The following is a 17,590-nucleotide window of genomic DNA, read 5'->3' on the forward strand; positions in this document are numbered from 1 at the left end:
TGAGTCATCCTTTTCATTATTCTAAAAAATATTACCTGCCTTATTCAGCATGTACAAGCCTTTGAAGTATTTGAGGATGATTTAGTTTGTGATGCTATTTATGTACCTGATGATGTCGATTGATTATTGACCACGCCAAAGCAGCTCGCCACTTTTATTTAATTGATAACCCGATAGTAAATTTGCAAGTTGTGCAGTTTGTGGCTGGTTTAGTAATCCCAGCAAGGCTTGTAGCTGTCGTCTAAAAAAGATGCTCTGTGACATAACAAAATCAAATGATTCAGTGAGCTTGGGGATAAAGTGTAAACCACTTTCTGCTGCTACAGCCTGACAGCCAAAACCGATATCGGCATTCTCTCGAGCAATATATCCCGCTAATTCACGTTCAGATTGCGCGGTGGCGGTATATAACAAGGTCTCGATATTCACATTTTGCTGCGTTAACCAATGCTCCAAATGACGTTGACTACCAGCACCTTTTTGACGAGAAACCCATCTAAGTGGCTGCTCAGGCACGGCAATATTGCTGTCAAAAAGTGATGCCATTTCTTTACGAACCATCAAACCTTGATGTCTTTCATAACCACTGACGAGTATCCATTGCTGATGATTTGGGTAACTTTTTAATAGTTTGAATAAACTGTCTCGGTTTCCCTGTTGGCTTTCCCAATGAATACTGCACACATCGGCATATCCGCGAGAAAGTAACTCTAAACCTGATTTAGAACCTGTGGAGCTGTAACTGATGATTTCTTGATGGTCGCCCTCAGACATTAACTGCGCAACTAACATAGACAGTAGAGGATCATCACTGCCAGTGATATGCATTCTATCTGACAACATACCGCTATGGCATGAGTCCATTAACCATCTATCGATTAATACTTTAGGAAATAACCACTTACCAGTGACTTTTGTCGCTGGTAAAATACGATGATTTGCCATCGAGTAAACTTTTTTCTCGTTTAAATCCAAATATTCAGCAACTTGCTTAGTGCTCATATAGATGATGTTGGAATCAATCGGCATAATATTCCTAGGAAGTTAGGCATGGGGTCGACATAAGTTAGTGTAATTATTGCCGTTTAACTTGCAAATGAACTTATCAGCAAAAGTTAATATTTGTGGGCAATGTTGGATTTTTGCTACTTGTATTTAGCCTATGCTTTGAGATGATACTTGCATAAACTTTTTTTGATAATAGATCTCATTTAATGACTTATGCTTATGGTACCAGCTAATGAATAAGGCAAACTTAACTGACCATAGCTTTGGTGCTAATGTTTCAGATGTGATAAGTGCAAAGTTAGATGCAGCAGTCTTAGTGATAGAGCCGGATTTAAGTGTATGGCAAAAAATGGCCCCCACCTTGTCTCAGTATTTTGGCTTAGTTCAACATGCTAGAACGGTAGAATTAGCGGTAGTCTGTTATAGACGATTTAATTTTCATTTAACTATTATTGATATTAAGCAAGTTGACACATTTGCCAAAGTGTTAGCAAGTAGACATCAACCACCATATGTTGCTTATTCAAGCGAACCAGATTTTATAGAACCAGATTTTATAGAATCAGAGTTTTTAGAACCAAAGTCTTTAGAACCAAAGTCTATAGAACCAGCCCCTATCGAATTAGAGCCTATCTATCCCCAAAACTTCATGGTGTTAAGCCGTACATTTGAAGCAGAGAACTTGCTGGCCATGATGCAGGTTGGTGCAAGAGATTGGATTAATAAACCCGTTCAGACGTCGCAACTTGAGCGTGTGTTATCACGTTGGGCGCTTACTCAGCCTAATACCTTATCAAATTCAGATTGTTTTACCTCGAAACAAACTAGCGCAAGTCTGCCTAATGTTGAACTGTCTTTATGCATCGGTGACAGCAAAGCGGCGCAAGATTTAAAGGCAAACTTGTACCATGCAAGCTTAAGTCGCAGTCCTTTATTGATTGAGGGTCAATCAGGTACAGGTAAAAAATTGGCTGTTAGGCAGCTACTGTTATTATCTCAAACCCCAAGCAGACGAGTGAATATAGATTGTCGAGGTGAGTTATTACATAAGTTAAATGATGAACTTATTTGCGGCAATAATGAGATTACTTTCATTGTACTGGGCCATTTAGACGAGATTTCAATTGAAGGCCAAATTGCCTTGATGCAATGGTTAGACACGATACCGCTGAATCAATCCAAAGTAAGATTGGTGAGTTTAAGCTGTACTTCCTTGTTAAAGCGCGTTCAAAATGGTGCCTTTTCATCAGAGTTGTATTTTAAACTTGCAGGGTTAACCATAGAAATCCCATTACTACACCAGCGTAGTGAAGATATTGTCCTATTGGTCAAGTTATTTGCCAATCAATTGATGACTAATAGTGAAAGCTGTCGAGTAGATTTACTCAATCGTTATCAAAGCTGGCGAGTGACAGATTTCCAAAGCCTGACGGAATATGGCTGGCCGGGAAACATTCAACAACTTAAGAATGCGGTAGAACAATGCTTATTGATGGATTTATTACCCAATGAATATTTTAAGCAAAGCGCCCAAACGGATTGTCAGCAAACAGAAGCCAAAGCCAGTGATGAACCGAATAATGCGAATCAACACTTTTTCCCTATTGAATGGGACGTTAAGCAAATAGAAAAAGCCCATATATTACGTGTTATGAAACTTTACCAGGGTAATAGACAACTTGCGGCAAAACATTTAAGCATATCTCGTAAAACCATCGATAGAAAGATAACGGAATGGACTGATGAAGTGATGCACTAGTCTGGGTCACATTATCTTTATTAAAGCATTTGTTATTTTTTGAACATGATTAAAGGACATTTTGTCCTTTTTTGGTTTTTTAATTTCCATTTTATTAGCTTTTGTCGTGTCTGTAGTAGTTTTAATGCCTCTTTGTTGAGCTTTATCTGAGTGGACGTAACAATGTTCGCAATCAAATGAGATTGCACAATTAGGACGTTGTTACACAATGAATATGATCAAGTCTGCGCATAAACCACTGCACTTTTCGATACTTTCCCTAGCTGTTTTAGCGAGCTTTACCCTTCATGCTGAAAGCTTTGAAAGAGATCCTTTATTAAAAATCCAAGAAGTGATTGTTGTGAAGGGAGAAGGACCAACAGCTGCAGAAGCATCTATGACTCACTGGAATATTTCCCGAGAAGAGATTGAAGCATCTGGTGTGCAAAGTCTTGATTTGCTGTTAGCTAATGTACCCGGAATATACGTACGAGTTGGCGGTCAAGGCACCCCGAGAGTAGATATTCGTGGATTTAAAGCGCGTCATGTTATTTATCTTATCAACGGAGTGCCTGCAAATGATGCTGAAGATGGTCAGTTTGATCCCAGTGTCATTCCTGCCTCACAAATAGAGTCTGTTGAAGTTTCAGTCGGCCCTTCATCAGTCTTGTATGGTCCTGGTGGCGCAGGAGGTGTGATCAACATTATCACCAGACAAGGTGATAGTGCGCCGAGTGTGTCTGGCAATATTGAGTTTGCTGAAAATGACACCTTTAATGGCAACATCAATTTAGCGGGCAGCGGCGAAAAGTGGCAAGGATTTATGAGTTACAACCGTCAGCAAACAGATGGTTTCCCTGTGTCGTCAGATTTAGAAGACACAGATGAACAATCTGGTGATACTCGCTTAAATTCAGATAAAACCTTGGATAATTTCTATGCCCAAGGCAGCTATTTTGTCTCTGACGATACTATGTTAACCGCTAATCTAAACTATAAATCTGGAAGCTGGGGCAAACCGAGTGTCGATGGCTCTGGCACGAATAAATCAAAATATGAACGTGTTGATGACTTTGAAAGCACTATCATGCAGTTAGGTTTCGCCCATAAATTTTCGGATACTTTAGCGTTACGTGGCTACGGCTACCACAATGAGAGTCAGGTCTTTGAAACCGCATATACCAGCAGTGATTACAGCGATATTTCTTCAACTCAAGACGGCATATCCACTGTTCAAGGTGGTAATTTACAACTGATTGCAGATTTTGACACTGCGGGTTTATTAACAGGCTCAATTATCAGTGAAAAACAAAGCTGGGAGTCGGTAAACTTTGAAGCTGAAAGCGACACTAATACAGCATCTAGTGGTTCTGGTTCTGGTTCTGGTTCAGGCTCAGGTTCGGGTTCAGGCTCGGGTTCGGGAGGTGGCTCTGGTGGCGGTTCAGGTTCTGGCTCAAGTGATGACTTTAATAAAGATGGCTGGCTGAATACTTTAGCTGTTGAGTATCAGTATCAACATAATGATCACTATGGTGTGACTATTGGTGGTGCTGCTCATAGTCAGGAACGTGACGAAGGTGACGACACCAACTACTCAGCCCAAATTTCTAGTTATTGGCGAGTAGCAGAAGATAGCAAATTACACGCAGGTATTGCCCGTAAAGTACGTTTCGCTTCATTGAGAAACCTCTATTCTCAATCATCTGGTAATAGCGACCTTGAACCAGAAGAATCAGCCCATTTTGAATTAGGCCTAAATCAAGGTTTTGCCTATAACACCAGTATGGATATCACTGGTTACTATACTGACGCTGAGAATTACATTGCTAAAGATACTGATGGCGTTTATCAAAACATCAGTAACTACGCTTTTAAAGGGGTGGATTTTTCAGTTAAAAATGAATACTTCGATGATCTAGATCTAACGGTCTCTTATAGCTACTTAGACTCAGAAGATTCAGATAATGATGTCATGAGCGAATTAGAATACCGCCCAAAACATCAGTTTAGATTTCAGGGCGCATACCAATTTGATTTTGGTTTAAATGTAAATTTTAATGTTGAGTATATTGCAGATCAAATTTACTACACCAGTGAAAAGGTCGCTGACGAAACCATATCCGTACGAAATGAAGTTGATAACTACACGTTAGTTGATATCAATATTGTGCAACCGTTGATGGTAGATAATTTAGAAGCGTATATCCGTGCGACAAACTTACTCGATGTGAACTACTACCAAAGTGAAGCCTTGCCTCAAGCAGGAAGACAGATCTTTGTTGGTATTAACTGGCAGCTGTAGCTCATGTCGCTATTGGCATTGCATGGGGTGAGTTATCGACACCACTCATCCTCAATTGACTTGTTTAACCAGCTAGACCTTACGGTCGCTGCTGGTGAGTGCCACTGTATTTTGGGCGTCACCGGAGCGGGTAAGTCGACCTTGTTACAGTTAATAGCAATGCCAAATGATGTCGACTTTGACGGTCAAATCATCCATCACCCAAACCTTCGTTTAGGTTTGGTGATGCAAGATCCCAACATTCAGCTTATTCGTGAATCTATTGGCGCTGAAGTAGCTTTTGGATTAGAAAACTTAGCATATTCAGTCAATGAGATGTTTAGCTTAGTGGAACATGCATTAGCCATTGTTGGGCTTGATTTACCATTAGATACCTTAGTTAGCCATCTGTCCTTAGGACAAAAGTATCGCTTGATGTTGGCTGCGCAATTGGTACTTAATCCTAATTTACTCTTGCTCGATGAACCTTGGGCACAACTAGATAACTCTGGGGTTAGCGAGTTAAACCTGGTGCTTCAGCGGTTAGTCGATTCAGGAGTGAGTGTGATCATGACAGAACATCATGCTGACGCTTTTGCTGAAGTCATTCAGACTTATTGGCTATTAGCACAAGGTCAATTGACTCACGTCGAAGCTAATTCAATTAATGTGGTAAGCGCATCTTCAATTCTCAAGGACCAATGTTGTGAACCTGACTTAGATTTTTCAGTTCCAAATACTAACTCCGCTGCAAATACTCAGTCTTTAATTACTGATGAAGTATGTGCAACCGAAAACAGGTTAAGTATTTTCCCCTTAAAAGTTCAGTTTGAAAACCAAACTCCAGTGGTAGAGATTAGAAAAATCTTGCATCTAAATGCAGGAGATATAGTTGGTCTGTTTGGTGAAAACGGAAGCGGTAAGTCGAGCCTGCTTAATCAGATTGCTGGCATTGATGACAGCAATCAAGCGGATATTTTGCTCTTTGGTAAGCCTGCTAAATTTGGCCGTTTTAATAAAGACTTGGGCTTACTGATGCAGCGGCCATCAAGGCAGTTGTTTGAGGTAACGGTTCGACAAGAGTTAGAGTTCAGCTTAAAACGTTTTCACCTTCCGCTATCGAGAGTGAATGAAATACTAGAACAATTAGAAATAAGCCATTTAGAGACTCAGTCTCCGCACAAACTTTCTTATGGCCAGCAACATTTAGTGGCGTTGGCTTCAGTGCTGTGTGTAAAGCCCAAAGTATTGCTACTCGATGATCCATTTGCAGGGCTAGATGAACAATATTTTACCAATATCATTAGCATGTTAACGGCTTTTGCTAGGCACGGTGGCACAATCATAATTACCAGTCATCGACCGATTTTAGAGGCGCTATTGACTCAATATTGGCAAATCGAGAACGGTCAATTAACAACAAAGGCACTGTTATGAGTAAACGGGTTTGCCTTAAAAGCGACGATTCTGATGTCAACAACCTTGATATCACAATGAACAAGAATTTAGGTAAAAAATCGATTAATACACTAAGTAATGCATCAACTAATACATCACCTAATGCATCAAGCTACAAGGCTAGATTAACCGAGTCTAAAAGAAAACGTTGGCTTTGTGGCGTTGCGATTATTTTCAGTATTGTTTTGTCCAGTAGCGCTTTTTTAGTCACCACAGAGCAGCTGGGTTATTTGGCTGTGATTAATTTGGGCTTAATGATACATGCTTGGATTTGTAAAGCGCGATTAAAGCCCCTTGTTAAATTATTTGCTATTCAATCTGTCATCACGGTCAGTTTGTATGCTTTGTTTTATGGCAGCGAAAGAGTACTTGAAGCCTTAATTGTGGTGCTAAGGATTATCCTTGTCATGCTGCCAAGCTGGTGGCTTGCGAGTACACAAAAAGCGCACCATATGAGTCAAGTTTTGTGCTTATTCCTGCCCAGTAAGTGGGCATTTGTTATCACGACATCGATTAAATTATTACCGTTTATCACACAAGAAGTGAGAGATATTTATCATATTCAGTGCTTACGCGGCGCTCGAATCATGCCTAAAGAATTAATTAATCCTATTAATTGGATCGAGCTAGTTCGCTGCGTGTTATTTCCTTTACTCATTCAACTGCTGAGCTTGTCAAAACATATCGCTAAATCAGCACAACAAAGACATTTTGATAAGCACAGTAAACATACACATTGGCCATTAAGTTAATTACTACCACTCAAGAGGATTAATCAATGAAGCAAGGCTTCACGTTACACAATGCATTATTCATAGGCTTCTGCGCCACATTATTGGTGGCCATAAAAAGCATGATGCGAATGAAGCTGGGGTTAACCGGTCATTCAATGTTCTTAATCAGCTTGTTTTATCTCGTTTGCTATGGTGCGACAAATAAAGTCGGCAGCATGACCTTATGCGGCTTACTTACAGGGATGTTGGCGATGATTTTGGGTGTAGGAAAAGGTGGGCCTTTTATATTACTCAAGTTTGCATTGCCAGCATTAGCAATGGATTTAGTCTTAATCTTTATGGCCAATATGTTCACTTTGCGCTGGCGATGTATTTTACTTGCCATTATCGGCAGCATTGCATGGGCGAGCAAATCTTGGATTCAAAATTTACTGGTTGGAATGGATCCGCAAGTGGCATTTATTCAATTTGGGTTAAGTAGTGTTAAAGGCGGTGTATTTGCAATAGCAGGTGCTTTGCTGGTGCCAGTTATTATTAATCGCTTAGATGCCCATGATTTATTAACAACGAATAAGGCGGCACACAAATGATCAAGTCTTGGTTAATTTGTATCGATGATACCGATGATATTGGTACTAAAGGCACGGGTGAAATTGCTGAAGAAATAATGGATTTACTGAACTCAAAGGCCTTAGGTGATCATGTTGAAGGTAAAGTGAGGTTAACTTCATCATCAGCATGGGTGACTCGTCATCAGTTGTTTGTGCATCCAGATATTCCTTATACATCTCATAATAGTGCGATGTGTTTTGAAATCTTATCTTCGCTAACACTTGCAGAAATAAAAGATATTTGTGTTATTCATTTAAAAGCTGAAAGTGCATTAGCTGCCGATCCTGGGCTGGCTATTATAGAAAAAAGTTTATTAACTACGAGTGCAATTCAACGTTTGATGGCCTTTGGCTTTGAAACAAAGAGGCAAGTAAAAACTAAATCTGATGCTTATGAATTAGCGGCTAATCTAGGGATCGATTTATCGGAGCACGGAGGAACAGGTCAAGGCGTTATCGGTGCTATTGCAGGTATTGGTCTACGTTTATCTGGTCGAGATGGCCGGGTAAAAGGCCAACTTGATGTGGGGTTAACAAATTCCACCAAAGAGCTAATGTTATCAGTACATCAAATCAAAAAACTCACAGGGTTAGATGCGGTCATTGAGCTTAATGGTTTTTTGTTAAACGATGAAGAATCAGTATTGGTGAGCGGAAAAATTAAAGCTGTGCTGCAAAATAACCAGTTTGCACTGCTTGTGTATCAGCACCGAGATGAATTGACAGGCGAGCCGAGTTGGCGCAATGCATTAAAACAGCAATTGAAAAACTATTAACAGTGAGAATGTCATGTCAGAAAAAGTGGAAGGCTTTTCGGATAAAGAAAACTGGTTTTATCAACAGCAGGGAAAATGGCTATTTCGATTTACCAACGAAGATGACCATCACGCTCAACAAGCCGCAAAGCACTGCGATCAATTCATGGAAGATGATGAAGATGAGATGATTGATGATGAGCTAATAAGTTGCTTCAATTGTATGAAACGTCGCTGGCTAATAGAAGGGTTCGAGTGCAGAGGCTTAGCCAAAAAGGAGAATGTATAAGCGAGCTATAAAGCCTGATTTTAATCATAGATACTTAAAAGTTTGTATCTAGTAATTACACTTAAGATTGAATATAAAATGAGTATCTGGAAATTGAGTCTCAAACTCAAACTCAAACTCATACTCATACTCAAACAAGATATCAGCGAAATTCGAATTCGAATAACTCGCTGATTATTTCACTGACTGACCACTCACTGACTAAGTCGTAGGCCAACGCTTAGGTCAACGCTTAAGTTAACACTTAGGTTAACGCTTAGGTCAACGCTCAGATTAACGAATGCTTTTCTTAATTTAGCTCAAAATGAGTGAGAGTGACATGGGTTACTCCCACTTATTCATCGCTGAAAGAGACATTATGATGAGCGAGTCATTACGTTCATTTGAAATTTTCCAACTCACAGTTGTGATGACTTAACATACTCCTTTCCCATCTTTAACTATGAAAACCTAATACTAGCATCCATTTCCGTACCGTACTTTACAGTGACCTCAGGCTATAAACCTGTTTAGGCAGGGCATCTGATTCATTCAATAGTTGGCTGTTTGCCTTCTTTTTATCACTTTTCTAATTCGACCTTGGTCTAAACCGAGCTAAGTCATTACATTTGTAAACTATTGGTTAACCCTGTGTAAGGTATTGAATAGATTGCACTATGTGAGATTCAGTTTTAAGTGGCATTTGCCGCTATAGACTAAGGTCGTGATTGTCGTCACATTTTGAGTTGCTAGATTAACTATCGACTTTAAAAATAATTAGCACAGGGGAGTCACAATGGCTTTTGAAAATGAAGACAAGGCAAATGGATATTGGAGCGAAAACTTACGACTAGTTTTAAAACTACTCGCAATTTGGGCGTTTGTATCTTTTGGGTGCGGCATTTTATTAGTGGACGTACTAAACGAAATTACCTTTATGGGGTTTAAATTAGGATTTTGGTTTGCACAACAAGGTGCCATGTACGTGTTTGTTGCACTAATTTTTGTGTATGTAGCGAAAGCGAATGCTTTAGATAAAAAATATAACGTACACGAAGACTAAGGAATAAATCATGGATGTTCAAACGTTAACTTATCTCATTGTTGGGGTCACATTTGCCCTATATATCGGTATTGCCATTTGGTCTCGTGCTGGTTCAACTAAAGAATTCTATGTTGCTGGTGGTGGGGTTCCACCAGTAATGAATGGTATGGCAACTGCAGCCGATTGGATGTCAGCGGCATCATTTATCTCGCTTGCAGGTATTGTGTCTTTTACAGGTTATGACGGCTCAGTTTATTTAATGGGTTGGACGGGGGGTTATGTTCTGCTAGCGCTATGTATGGCTCCTTATCTTCGTAAGTTTGGTAAGTTTACTGTGCCAGACTTTATCGGTGACCGTTACTACTCACAAGCTGCACGTACAGTTGCTGTCATGTGTGCCATCTTTATCTGTTTTACTTATATTGCAGGTCAAATGCGTGGCGTAGGTGTGGTGTTCTCCCGCTTCTTAGAGGTAGATGTAGAAACCGGCGTATACATAGGTATGGCTGTGGTGTTCTTCTATGCGGTACTAGGCGGTATGAAAGGAATTACCTACACGCAGGTTGCTCAATATTGTGTGCTGATTTTCGCCTTCATGGTGCCAGCCATTTTCATCTCAGTGATGATGACAGGTCATATTTTACCTCAAATCGGCTTTGGTGCTGAAATGGTGGATGCCGCAGGTAATGGCACGGGGGTGTACTTACTTGATAAGCTCGACGGATTGTCGGCAGAGCTTGGATTTGCCCAGTATACCGAAGGCTCAAAGAGCATGATTGATGTGTTCTTTATCACGGGTGCATTAATGTTCGGTACGGCTGGTTTGCCTCACGTTATTGTTCGCTTCTTTACTGTACCTCGTGTGAAAGATGCACGTGTATCAGCGGGTTGGGCCTTAGTCTTTATCGCGATTATGTATACTACTGTTCCTGCTCTAGCGGCATTCTCTCGTGTAAATATGATTGAAACCATTAATGGACCAGACTCTACGGGTGTATCTTATAAGGCTGCGCCTGAGTGGATTAAGAACTGGGAAAAAACAGGTTTAATTACTTGGGATGATAAAAACGGTGACGGTAACATCTATTACACCAATGGTGATGCCAATGAAATGAAGATTGACCGCGATATCATGGTACTCGCGACGCCTGAGATTGCCTCTTTACCAGCATGGGTTATAGCACTGGTTGCAGCGGGTGGTTTAGCAGCTGCACTTTCAACTTCAGCAGGTTTGTTATTGGTTATTTCAACTTCAGTCTCACATGATTTATTGAAGAAGAATTTAATGCCAGATATTTCCGACAAAGAAGAGCTCAAATACGCTCGAATTGCTGCAGGTTTAGGTGTTGTAATGGCGGGTTACTTTGGGATTAATCCTCCAGGATTTGTGGCTGCGGTGGTGGCGATTGCATTCGGTCTTGCTGCATCATCACTGTTCCCAGCGATTATCATGGGTATCTTCTCTAAAACAGTGAATAAGGAAGGCGCGATTGCCGGTATGTTGTCTGGTCTATTTTGTACCGCGGCTTATATTGTTTACTTTAAGTTTGTTAATCCAAGCGCCAACGTTAGCGATAACTGGTTCTTAGGTATCTCACCTGAAGGTTTTGGTTTGGTCGGTATGTTCATTAACTTTGGTGTTGCATTTGCAGTGACTAAAGTGACTAAGAAAATTCCTGATGATGTGGTTGCAATGGTTGAATCTATTCGTTTCCCTAAAGGATCAGGTGAAGCACAAGATCATTAATCATGATGCATGAGTTGATAATACTCACTCATTAAAAAGAGCGCCTCGGCGCTCTTTTTGTTTTTGAAAACTTGTTGATTATTCATAACATCGCACTCGTTATCTCTAACCTTATCACTAACCTTATCACTAACCTTATCACTAACCTTAAGTCGAATAGTGCTCAATTAAACAATTCCGTATAGTTCAATATAACAAGGTCTATCAACACCCTGACAAATTGAGTTTTCTGATGAGGCTAATATGAAAGATGATAGCGAGCTTCAACCAATACAACAGTTTATTTCCGCATTAGTGCCATTTGATTCACTCTCCGATTCAAGTTTAGTCAGGTGTTGCCAGCAATTAACCATCGGCTATTACAGTAAAACGAGCAAAGTCGTACCTTTAGATGAAAGTCACCCGCAATTATACATCGTCAGAAGTGGTGCCTTTGAGGTCAGAGATGAGCAGGGGGAATTGCTTGATAGGTTAGGCGAAGGTGATTACTTTGGTTTTCCATCATTGTTGTCAGGTGAAAAAGTCAGTAATCAGGTGCAAATCCTAGAAGATAGTCTTGTTTATCACCTTGATCCAGACACATTCAATTATTTAAGAAATGAAAGTAGAGTCTTCGATCGGTTTTTTAATCGTGCATTTGCAAAAAGAATGCGTCACCAAGCGAGGTTTAAAGCCAAAGACTTAACCACCACCAATCGGGTTAATAGCCTGATGTCAGTTGATCCCTTAACGATTGATTGCCATGCCAGTGTAAGTGATGCAGCTAAAAAAATGCGTCTGGCAAGAGTGTCATCTGTACTAGTGATAGATAATCATAAATTAATTGGCATTTTAACTGATAGAGATTTACGTAACCGTGTATTAGCTGAAGGTTTCGATGGCAATTTAGCAGTGCATCAAGCAATGACAACTAATCCTAAAAGGCTATCGGCAAACGCATTAGTGTTTGAAGCGATGCTTTTAATGAGTGAGCATGGAATACACCATTTACCTATCATGGCTGAAACCCCCATTGATGATAACACTGAAGCGCCTGCAGTTGGGATGCTGACCAGTACCGATATTCTGCGTGGCCAAAGCTCGCAACCTTTATTGCTCATTGGGGAAATTGAAAGACAGCAAGATATTGATAGTTTGATTAATGTCAGTAAACAAATCCCAGTATTACTGCAAAACCTGATCAGTGCCGATGCAAGGGCTGAAGAAGTTGGCCGAGTATTAACGTCGGTAACGGATGCGTTAACTCGACGTTTGATCATTCTAAATCAACAAATACTAGGAGCAGCGCCAATGGCTTTTTGTTGGTTAGCTTTTGGTTCTCAAGGTAGACAAGATCAAGCTGCATGTAGCGACCAAGATAATGGTTTACTGCTTGCTCATGAACCCGATGAACATGCTAAAGGTTATTTCAATGCTTTATCCCATGCTGTGTGTGAAGGCCTTGATAAGTGTGGCTATATTTATTGCCCAGGCGATATTATGGCGCAAAACCCGAAATGGCGATTATCACTTGATAAATGGCAGCGTCATTTTGAAAGTTGGTTAAATGCACCTGAGCCTAAGGCATTGATGCATGCAAGTATCTTTTTTGATATGCGCGCGGTGTATGGCCCTCAAAACTTATTCGAGCAATTGCAAAACCATGTGCTTGAGCGCACTAAAGATAATGACATTTTCCTTGCTGGAATGGCGGGTAACTCTTTGGTTGAATCGCCGCCATTAGGCTTCTTTAGAAAATTCGTACTTGAGCGTGATGGTAGTGAAGTAAAAGGGATGGACTTAAAGCATAAAGGCGTAGCGTTAATTAATGATATTGCTCGCGTGTATGCATTAAGTGCTGGGATAACTGAAGTGAATACCCCAAAGCGTATTCGGGCTTTGATGGACGCGAATATTATTAATCGTAAAGATGCGTTAAACCTTGCAGATGCGCATGAATTTATTGCACATATGCGCCTTGCTAATCAGGGCGAACAATATACCAGTCAGCAAGATGTGACGAATTACTTAAAGCCTCAACAGATGTCTTCGCTTATACGGCACCAACTACGGGATGCCTTTAAAGTGGTTCATGACGCGCAATCTGGTTTGCGAATGAAATTTATGCGGAGCTATTAATCTGTGAATGAATTATGGCTAAAAGCGCGATTGTATTATGAAATATTTGGCCAAAGTGATCTGTTATCTGAATACCAACAGGCTTACTTGAGTGTGATTAATAAGCCAATAACATCAGCACCATTAATGGCTATCGATCTTGAGATGACAGGACTCGATCCTCAACAAGACCAAATCATCAGTATTGGTATCGTTCCCATTGAGCCAAGCTTAATGCCATTATCGATTCCATTAGCCAAAGCGCAGCAGATCATGATTAATATTGACGGCAGTGTCGGTCAAAGTGCTGCGGTACACGGTATTGTTGATCATCATTTATCTAGCGCGTTAACATTATCCCAAGCCATGGAATGGTTTGTTGAGAAAACTAAAGGACATATACTCGTGGCACATCATGCGCCCATGGATATTGGTTTTTTACAATCCCATTTATATAAAACCAACGGTAGAGCTATAAAGCTTCCTTTTATCGATACGCTGGCACTAGAGAAACAGCGATTACTGCGTCAACATGATGTATTGAAAGAGGGGAGTTTGCGTTTAGATGCCTGTAGGCAGCGCTATGGTTTACCGACATATTCAGGACATGATGCACTGACAGACGCATTGGCTTGTGCTGAATTGTTTGTTGCACAAGTTAATTCCATTGGCGACATTAATACGTTGTCAGCTGCAGAATTTATATCAATATGAGTGCATTTTCTAATAAGAAGTTGAAGGTTTTTGGGTATAAAAAAACCAGCATTAAGCTGGTTTCTTATTATTGAAAACCGCTGTAGCGACTACTTACGATTAGTAAAGAAATCCACAGCAGGTTTAATCAACTCTAATGCCGACACTTCACATGGTGGAAGCTCAGCTGTTGGCGCATTGATTGGGGTTGTGCGTTCGCCCCATTTTAGTAGTAACGCAGCTGATGTAAGTCCAGCGCCAAATGCACAAGATAAAATTGTTTGACCAGAGGTCATTCGACCTTGTTCTAATGCATCACAAATCGCGATTGGAATCGTCGCTGCAGATGTGTTGCCATAATTAGCGATGTTAACAAAAGCTTTTTCTTTTGGAATTTTCATGCGGCTAATTAAGGTATCAATAATACGTTCGTTAGCTTGATGTGGAATCACAAGGTCAACATCTTCTTTGCTCATGTTGCAGTTTTCCAGCACCTTAGTACTGAGTCCGCCCATGCCGTGAATAGCACGCTTAAAGACTTCTTGGCCATTTAAGTTGATAAAGAAATCTAAAGAAGATGAGTCAAATCGATCCATCTGAGTACCAAAACCCGAAGACAAAATGTCACGTGCAGCTGGGTCATTATTCAGCTCATAGCCTAATACGCCACCAGGTTCATTACTTGCTTCAATCACAACCGCGCCTGCACCGTCACCAAATAAGACTGCAGTTTCACGTCGAGACCAATCTAAATAAAAAGATAAGCGTTCAGCGCCAATCACCAAAATTTTCTTGTTTTGGCCGCTTTTTATCATAGAGCTACCCATACCAAGGGCATATAAGAAACCACTACATGCAGCATTGATATCAAATGCGCCACAGGTTGCGCCAACATTAGCTTGGACAGTAGAAGCAATATTTGGAATAAGCGTATCAGGACTTGCAGTAGCAAGAATGATTAAATCTAATTCACTACCATCAATGCCTGCAGCTAATAATGCATTTTGCGCAGCAACAGTGGCAAGTTCAGATGTGTTCACATGACTGATATGTCTTTCACTGATGCCAGTACGAGTTTTAATCCACTCATCTGACGTTTCCATAAAGGTGGCTAAGTCGTCATTGGTCAACTTTGCTGGTGGGACACATTTTCCCCACCCGGTAATATGAGCATACTGCATGTGTTTATCTCTCAAATAAAAATTAAATTGTTTCTAAAACGACACTAAAATAATGTTATTCATCGATTTGTTGAATAACTAATTTTTTTATCGCTTTTGCGGCATGTAAAATATGCTCTCGCAAAAGCTGGGTCGCTTTATCGATATCTTTGTTTTTGCATAACTCGAATAATTCGCGGTGTTGTTTTTCCGCAGTTGGGATCCCACCGGTTAATAATAGCTGCAAACGAATATAACGATCGCAATTAGTGTTCAATCCATGGACGACTTCGAGTGTATGTGGTTTGTTCGCGGCTTCGTATAAACAGGTATGAAACTGAGTATTGAGTTCGCTCCATGTTGCCACGGAGTCTTGTAACTTTAATGCCGACTCTAATTGAGCTAGTACTTTGTTAGCTTTATCGAAGTCTTCTTCTTGCAAGTTAGGAATAGCCTTTGCAAGTAAGTCAGTTTCAATCATAACCCTTAATTCAAATAATTCTGTGACTTGCTCTACAGAAAGTTCAGTCGCAGTTGCACCTTTATGCGCTTCAAATTTAACTAAGCCCTCGGCTTCTAGCTGAACTAATGCTTCACGTACCGGAATACGGCTTACATTGAGCTGCTCAGCAATAGCTGATTGTCTTAGAGGTTCGCCTGCTTTTATATAACCAGACAAAATGCGTTCTCTAAGTACTTCAACAACCGCCTGAGTGCGTGTTTTATGAATTATTGGTTTTATTTGACTCATTACTTCTTATATAAGTGTCACAAAATATCTACGGAAGGGTAACCTTTACTGCACGCATTATAAAGTACAACAGTAAAAAATGTTCCTTTTATAATACAAGTGCATAATTTTCTCAGTAATGGGATAATCGTAATAATAAAGAATTTTGGAGTGGTATCGTGGATAAAGCCGTTTTTTTAGATCGTGACGGAGTCATTAATGTTGATAAGGGATATGTTCACCTTGTCGATGACTTTGAGTATATAGAGGGCGTTTTCGAAGCTTGTTTAGCATTTAAAGAAATGGGCTACAAGATAGTTGTTGTCACTAATCAGTCAGGTATTGCGCGTGGAATGTATTCAGAAGATGATTTTCACCATTTAACAGAATGGATGGATTGGAACTTTGCAGATAAAGGTGTCGATTTAGATGGTATCTACTATTGTCCACATCATCCAGTTAAAGGCATAGGGGATTACAAACAAGATTGTGATTGTCGTAAACCTAAACCTGGCATGTTATTAGATGCAGCAAAGTTTTTAAAAATTGATATGGCTAACTCTATTATGGTTGGTGATAAAGCTGACGATATTCGCGCAGCAAAAGCTGCTGGTATTAATACCGCTATATTGGTACGAAGCGGCAAAATTGTCGATGAAGCAGGAATTGAGCTTGCGACAGTAGTTGTAGATAGCATTGCGGATGTACCTAATTACCTTACTGAGCTAACCAAGTAGTGAAAGTTTGCTCTTAAAACTGTCATAAAAATGCAAAATGAACGTTTAATGATGGTTTTTAACTCGAAACGTTCAAAAAGTACGCTTTTGGTCGGTTTTTTTTAAATTATTTAATAAAAGCACTTGCGGGAAAAAATGTTTTCCCTATAATGCGCAACCACTGACACGGAACAAGGCGTCTAACGCTAGTTACCGAGTCCGCTCTTTAACAATTTATCAAGTAATCTGTGTGGACACTCACAGGTGTTGAGTTAATCGAAATTGTCACTTAGGTGGCAATCAAAATTATTATCAATATTTTCTGAATCACGTAAATGATGAGTGTTCATAGCAATATGTAACAAACAGGATGTAGATTCTTCCGAGTCTACATAATGTAATCAGAATTCATTGAGCCGAAGCATTTTCGAATGTTTCAAAAAACTTTAATTGAAGAGTTTGATCATGGCTCAGATTGAACGCTGGCGGCAGGCCTAACACATGCAAGTCGAGCGGTAACAGAAAGAAAGCTTGCTTTCTTTGCTGACG

The 17,590-nt window shown here is 40.1% G+C and carries 15 protein-coding genes and 1 rRNA gene; 13 read left to right on the forward strand and 3 right to left on the reverse strand.

Going from position 1 to position 17,590, the window contains the following annotated elements; genetic code table 11:
* Positions 1-123: 123 nt before the first annotated feature.
* Positions 124-1,029 carry a substrate-binding domain-containing protein gene (locus L2737_RS03535; protein WP_248954792.1) on the reverse strand — a complete coding sequence of 302 codons (906 nt, stop codon included), beginning with the start codon at positions 1,027-1,029 and terminating at the stop codon, positions 124-126.
* A 211-nt stretch (positions 1,030-1,240) separates the two neighbouring features.
* On the opposite strand from L2737_RS03535, the gene L2737_RS03540 reads away from it, so the two are divergent.
* The 11 genes from L2737_RS03540 (at position 1,241) to L2737_RS03590 (ending at position 14,456) form a co-directional block, all read left to right on the forward strand.
* Positions 1,241-2,767: a helix-turn-helix domain-containing protein gene (locus L2737_RS03540; protein ID WP_248954793.1), complete on the forward strand. Its 1,527-nt coding sequence runs from the start codon at positions 1,241-1,243 to the stop codon at positions 2,765-2,767.
* 208 nt (positions 2,768-2,975) lie between these two features.
* Positions 2,976-5,048 carry a TonB-dependent receptor plug domain-containing protein gene (locus L2737_RS03545; RefSeq protein ID WP_248954794.1) on the forward strand — a complete coding sequence of 691 codons (2,073 nt, stop codon included), beginning with the start codon at positions 2,976-2,978 and terminating at the stop codon, positions 5,046-5,048.
* A gap of 3 nt (positions 5,049-5,051) precedes the next feature.
* The gene (locus L2737_RS03550; RefSeq protein WP_248954795.1) at positions 5,052-6,464 is read left to right on the forward strand and encodes an ATP-binding cassette domain-containing protein; all 1,413 of its coding nucleotides are present in this window, start codon (positions 5,052-5,054) and stop codon (positions 6,462-6,464) included.
* On the forward strand, positions 6,461-7,237 hold the full coding sequence (locus L2737_RS03555) for an energy-coupling factor transporter transmembrane component T (protein ID WP_248954796.1): 777 nt from the start codon (positions 6,461-6,463) through the stop codon (positions 7,235-7,237). Before L2737_RS03550 ends, L2737_RS03555 begins: the two co-directional genes overlap by 4 nt.
* Before the next feature lie 26 nt (positions 7,238-7,263).
* Positions 7,264-7,809 (forward strand): core component of ECF transporter, encoded by a 546-nt coding sequence (locus tag L2737_RS03560; RefSeq protein WP_248954797.1) that lies wholly within the window; start codon positions 7,264-7,266, stop codon positions 7,807-7,809.
* Complete coding sequence (locus tag L2737_RS03565) at positions 7,809-8,606, forward strand: DNA-binding protein (protein ID WP_229368907.1); 798 nt, start codon at positions 7,809-7,811, stop codon at positions 8,604-8,606. The genes L2737_RS03560 and L2737_RS03565 overlap by 1 nt, the downstream gene beginning before the upstream one ends.
* A gap of 13 nt (positions 8,607-8,619) precedes the next feature.
* Complete coding sequence (locus L2737_RS03570) at positions 8,620-8,874, forward strand: hypothetical protein (protein ID WP_248954798.1); 255 nt, start codon at positions 8,620-8,622, stop codon at positions 8,872-8,874.
* Positions 8,875-9,649: 775 nt separating this feature from the next.
* On the forward strand, positions 9,650-9,916 hold the full coding sequence (locus L2737_RS03575; RefSeq protein ID WP_102528398.1) for a DUF4212 domain-containing protein: 267 nt from the start codon (positions 9,650-9,652) through the stop codon (positions 9,914-9,916).
* A 10-nt stretch (positions 9,917-9,926) separates the two neighbouring features.
* A complete protein-coding gene (locus L2737_RS03580) occupies positions 9,927-11,645 on the forward strand; it encodes a sodium:solute symporter family protein (RefSeq protein WP_248954799.1) in 1,719 nt (572 codons plus the stop codon).
* 243 nt (positions 11,646-11,888) lie between these two features.
* Positions 11,889-13,763 carry a DUF294 nucleotidyltransferase-like domain-containing protein gene (locus L2737_RS03585; protein ID WP_248954800.1) on the forward strand — a complete coding sequence of 625 codons (1,875 nt, stop codon included), beginning with the start codon at positions 11,889-11,891 and terminating at the stop codon, positions 13,761-13,763.
* Between the two features lie 3 nt (positions 13,764-13,766).
* Positions 13,767-14,456, forward strand: coding sequence for a 3'-5' exonuclease (locus L2737_RS03590; RefSeq protein ID WP_248954801.1), 690 nt, complete (start codon positions 13,767-13,769; stop codon positions 14,454-14,456).
* A gap of 89 nt (positions 14,457-14,545) precedes the next feature.
* Here L2737_RS03590 and L2737_RS03595 read toward each other — a convergent pair whose 3' ends face one another.
* Together L2737_RS03595 and L2737_RS03600 are read right to left on the reverse strand one after the other, a co-directional pair.
* Positions 14,546-15,616: a ketoacyl-ACP synthase III gene (locus L2737_RS03595; RefSeq protein ID WP_248954802.1), complete on the reverse strand. Its 1,071-nt coding sequence runs from the start codon at positions 15,614-15,616 to the stop codon at positions 14,546-14,548.
* Positions 15,617-15,671: 55 nt separating this feature from the next.
* A complete protein-coding gene (locus L2737_RS03600; protein WP_102528394.1) occupies positions 15,672-16,346 on the reverse strand; it encodes a GntR family transcriptional regulator in 675 nt (224 codons plus the stop codon).
* A gap of 158 nt (positions 16,347-16,504) precedes the next feature.
* Between L2737_RS03600 and gmhB the strand changes: the two genes are divergently transcribed.
* Together gmhB and L2737_RS03610 are read left to right on the forward strand one after the other, a co-directional pair.
* Complete coding sequence (gene gmhB / locus L2737_RS03605) at positions 16,505-17,062, forward strand: D-glycero-beta-D-manno-heptose 1,7-bisphosphate 7-phosphatase (RefSeq protein ID WP_248954803.1); 558 nt, start codon at positions 16,505-16,507, stop codon at positions 17,060-17,062.
* Positions 17,063-17,488: 426 nt separating this feature from the next.
* Positions 17,489-17,590, forward strand: a 16S ribosomal RNA gene (locus L2737_RS03610); the annotation flags it as partial.

The sequence above is a fragment of the Shewanella electrodiphila genome, from assembly GCF_023283985.1.
Lineage (GTDB): Bacteria > Pseudomonadota > Gammaproteobacteria > Enterobacterales > Shewanellaceae > Shewanella > Shewanella electrodiphila.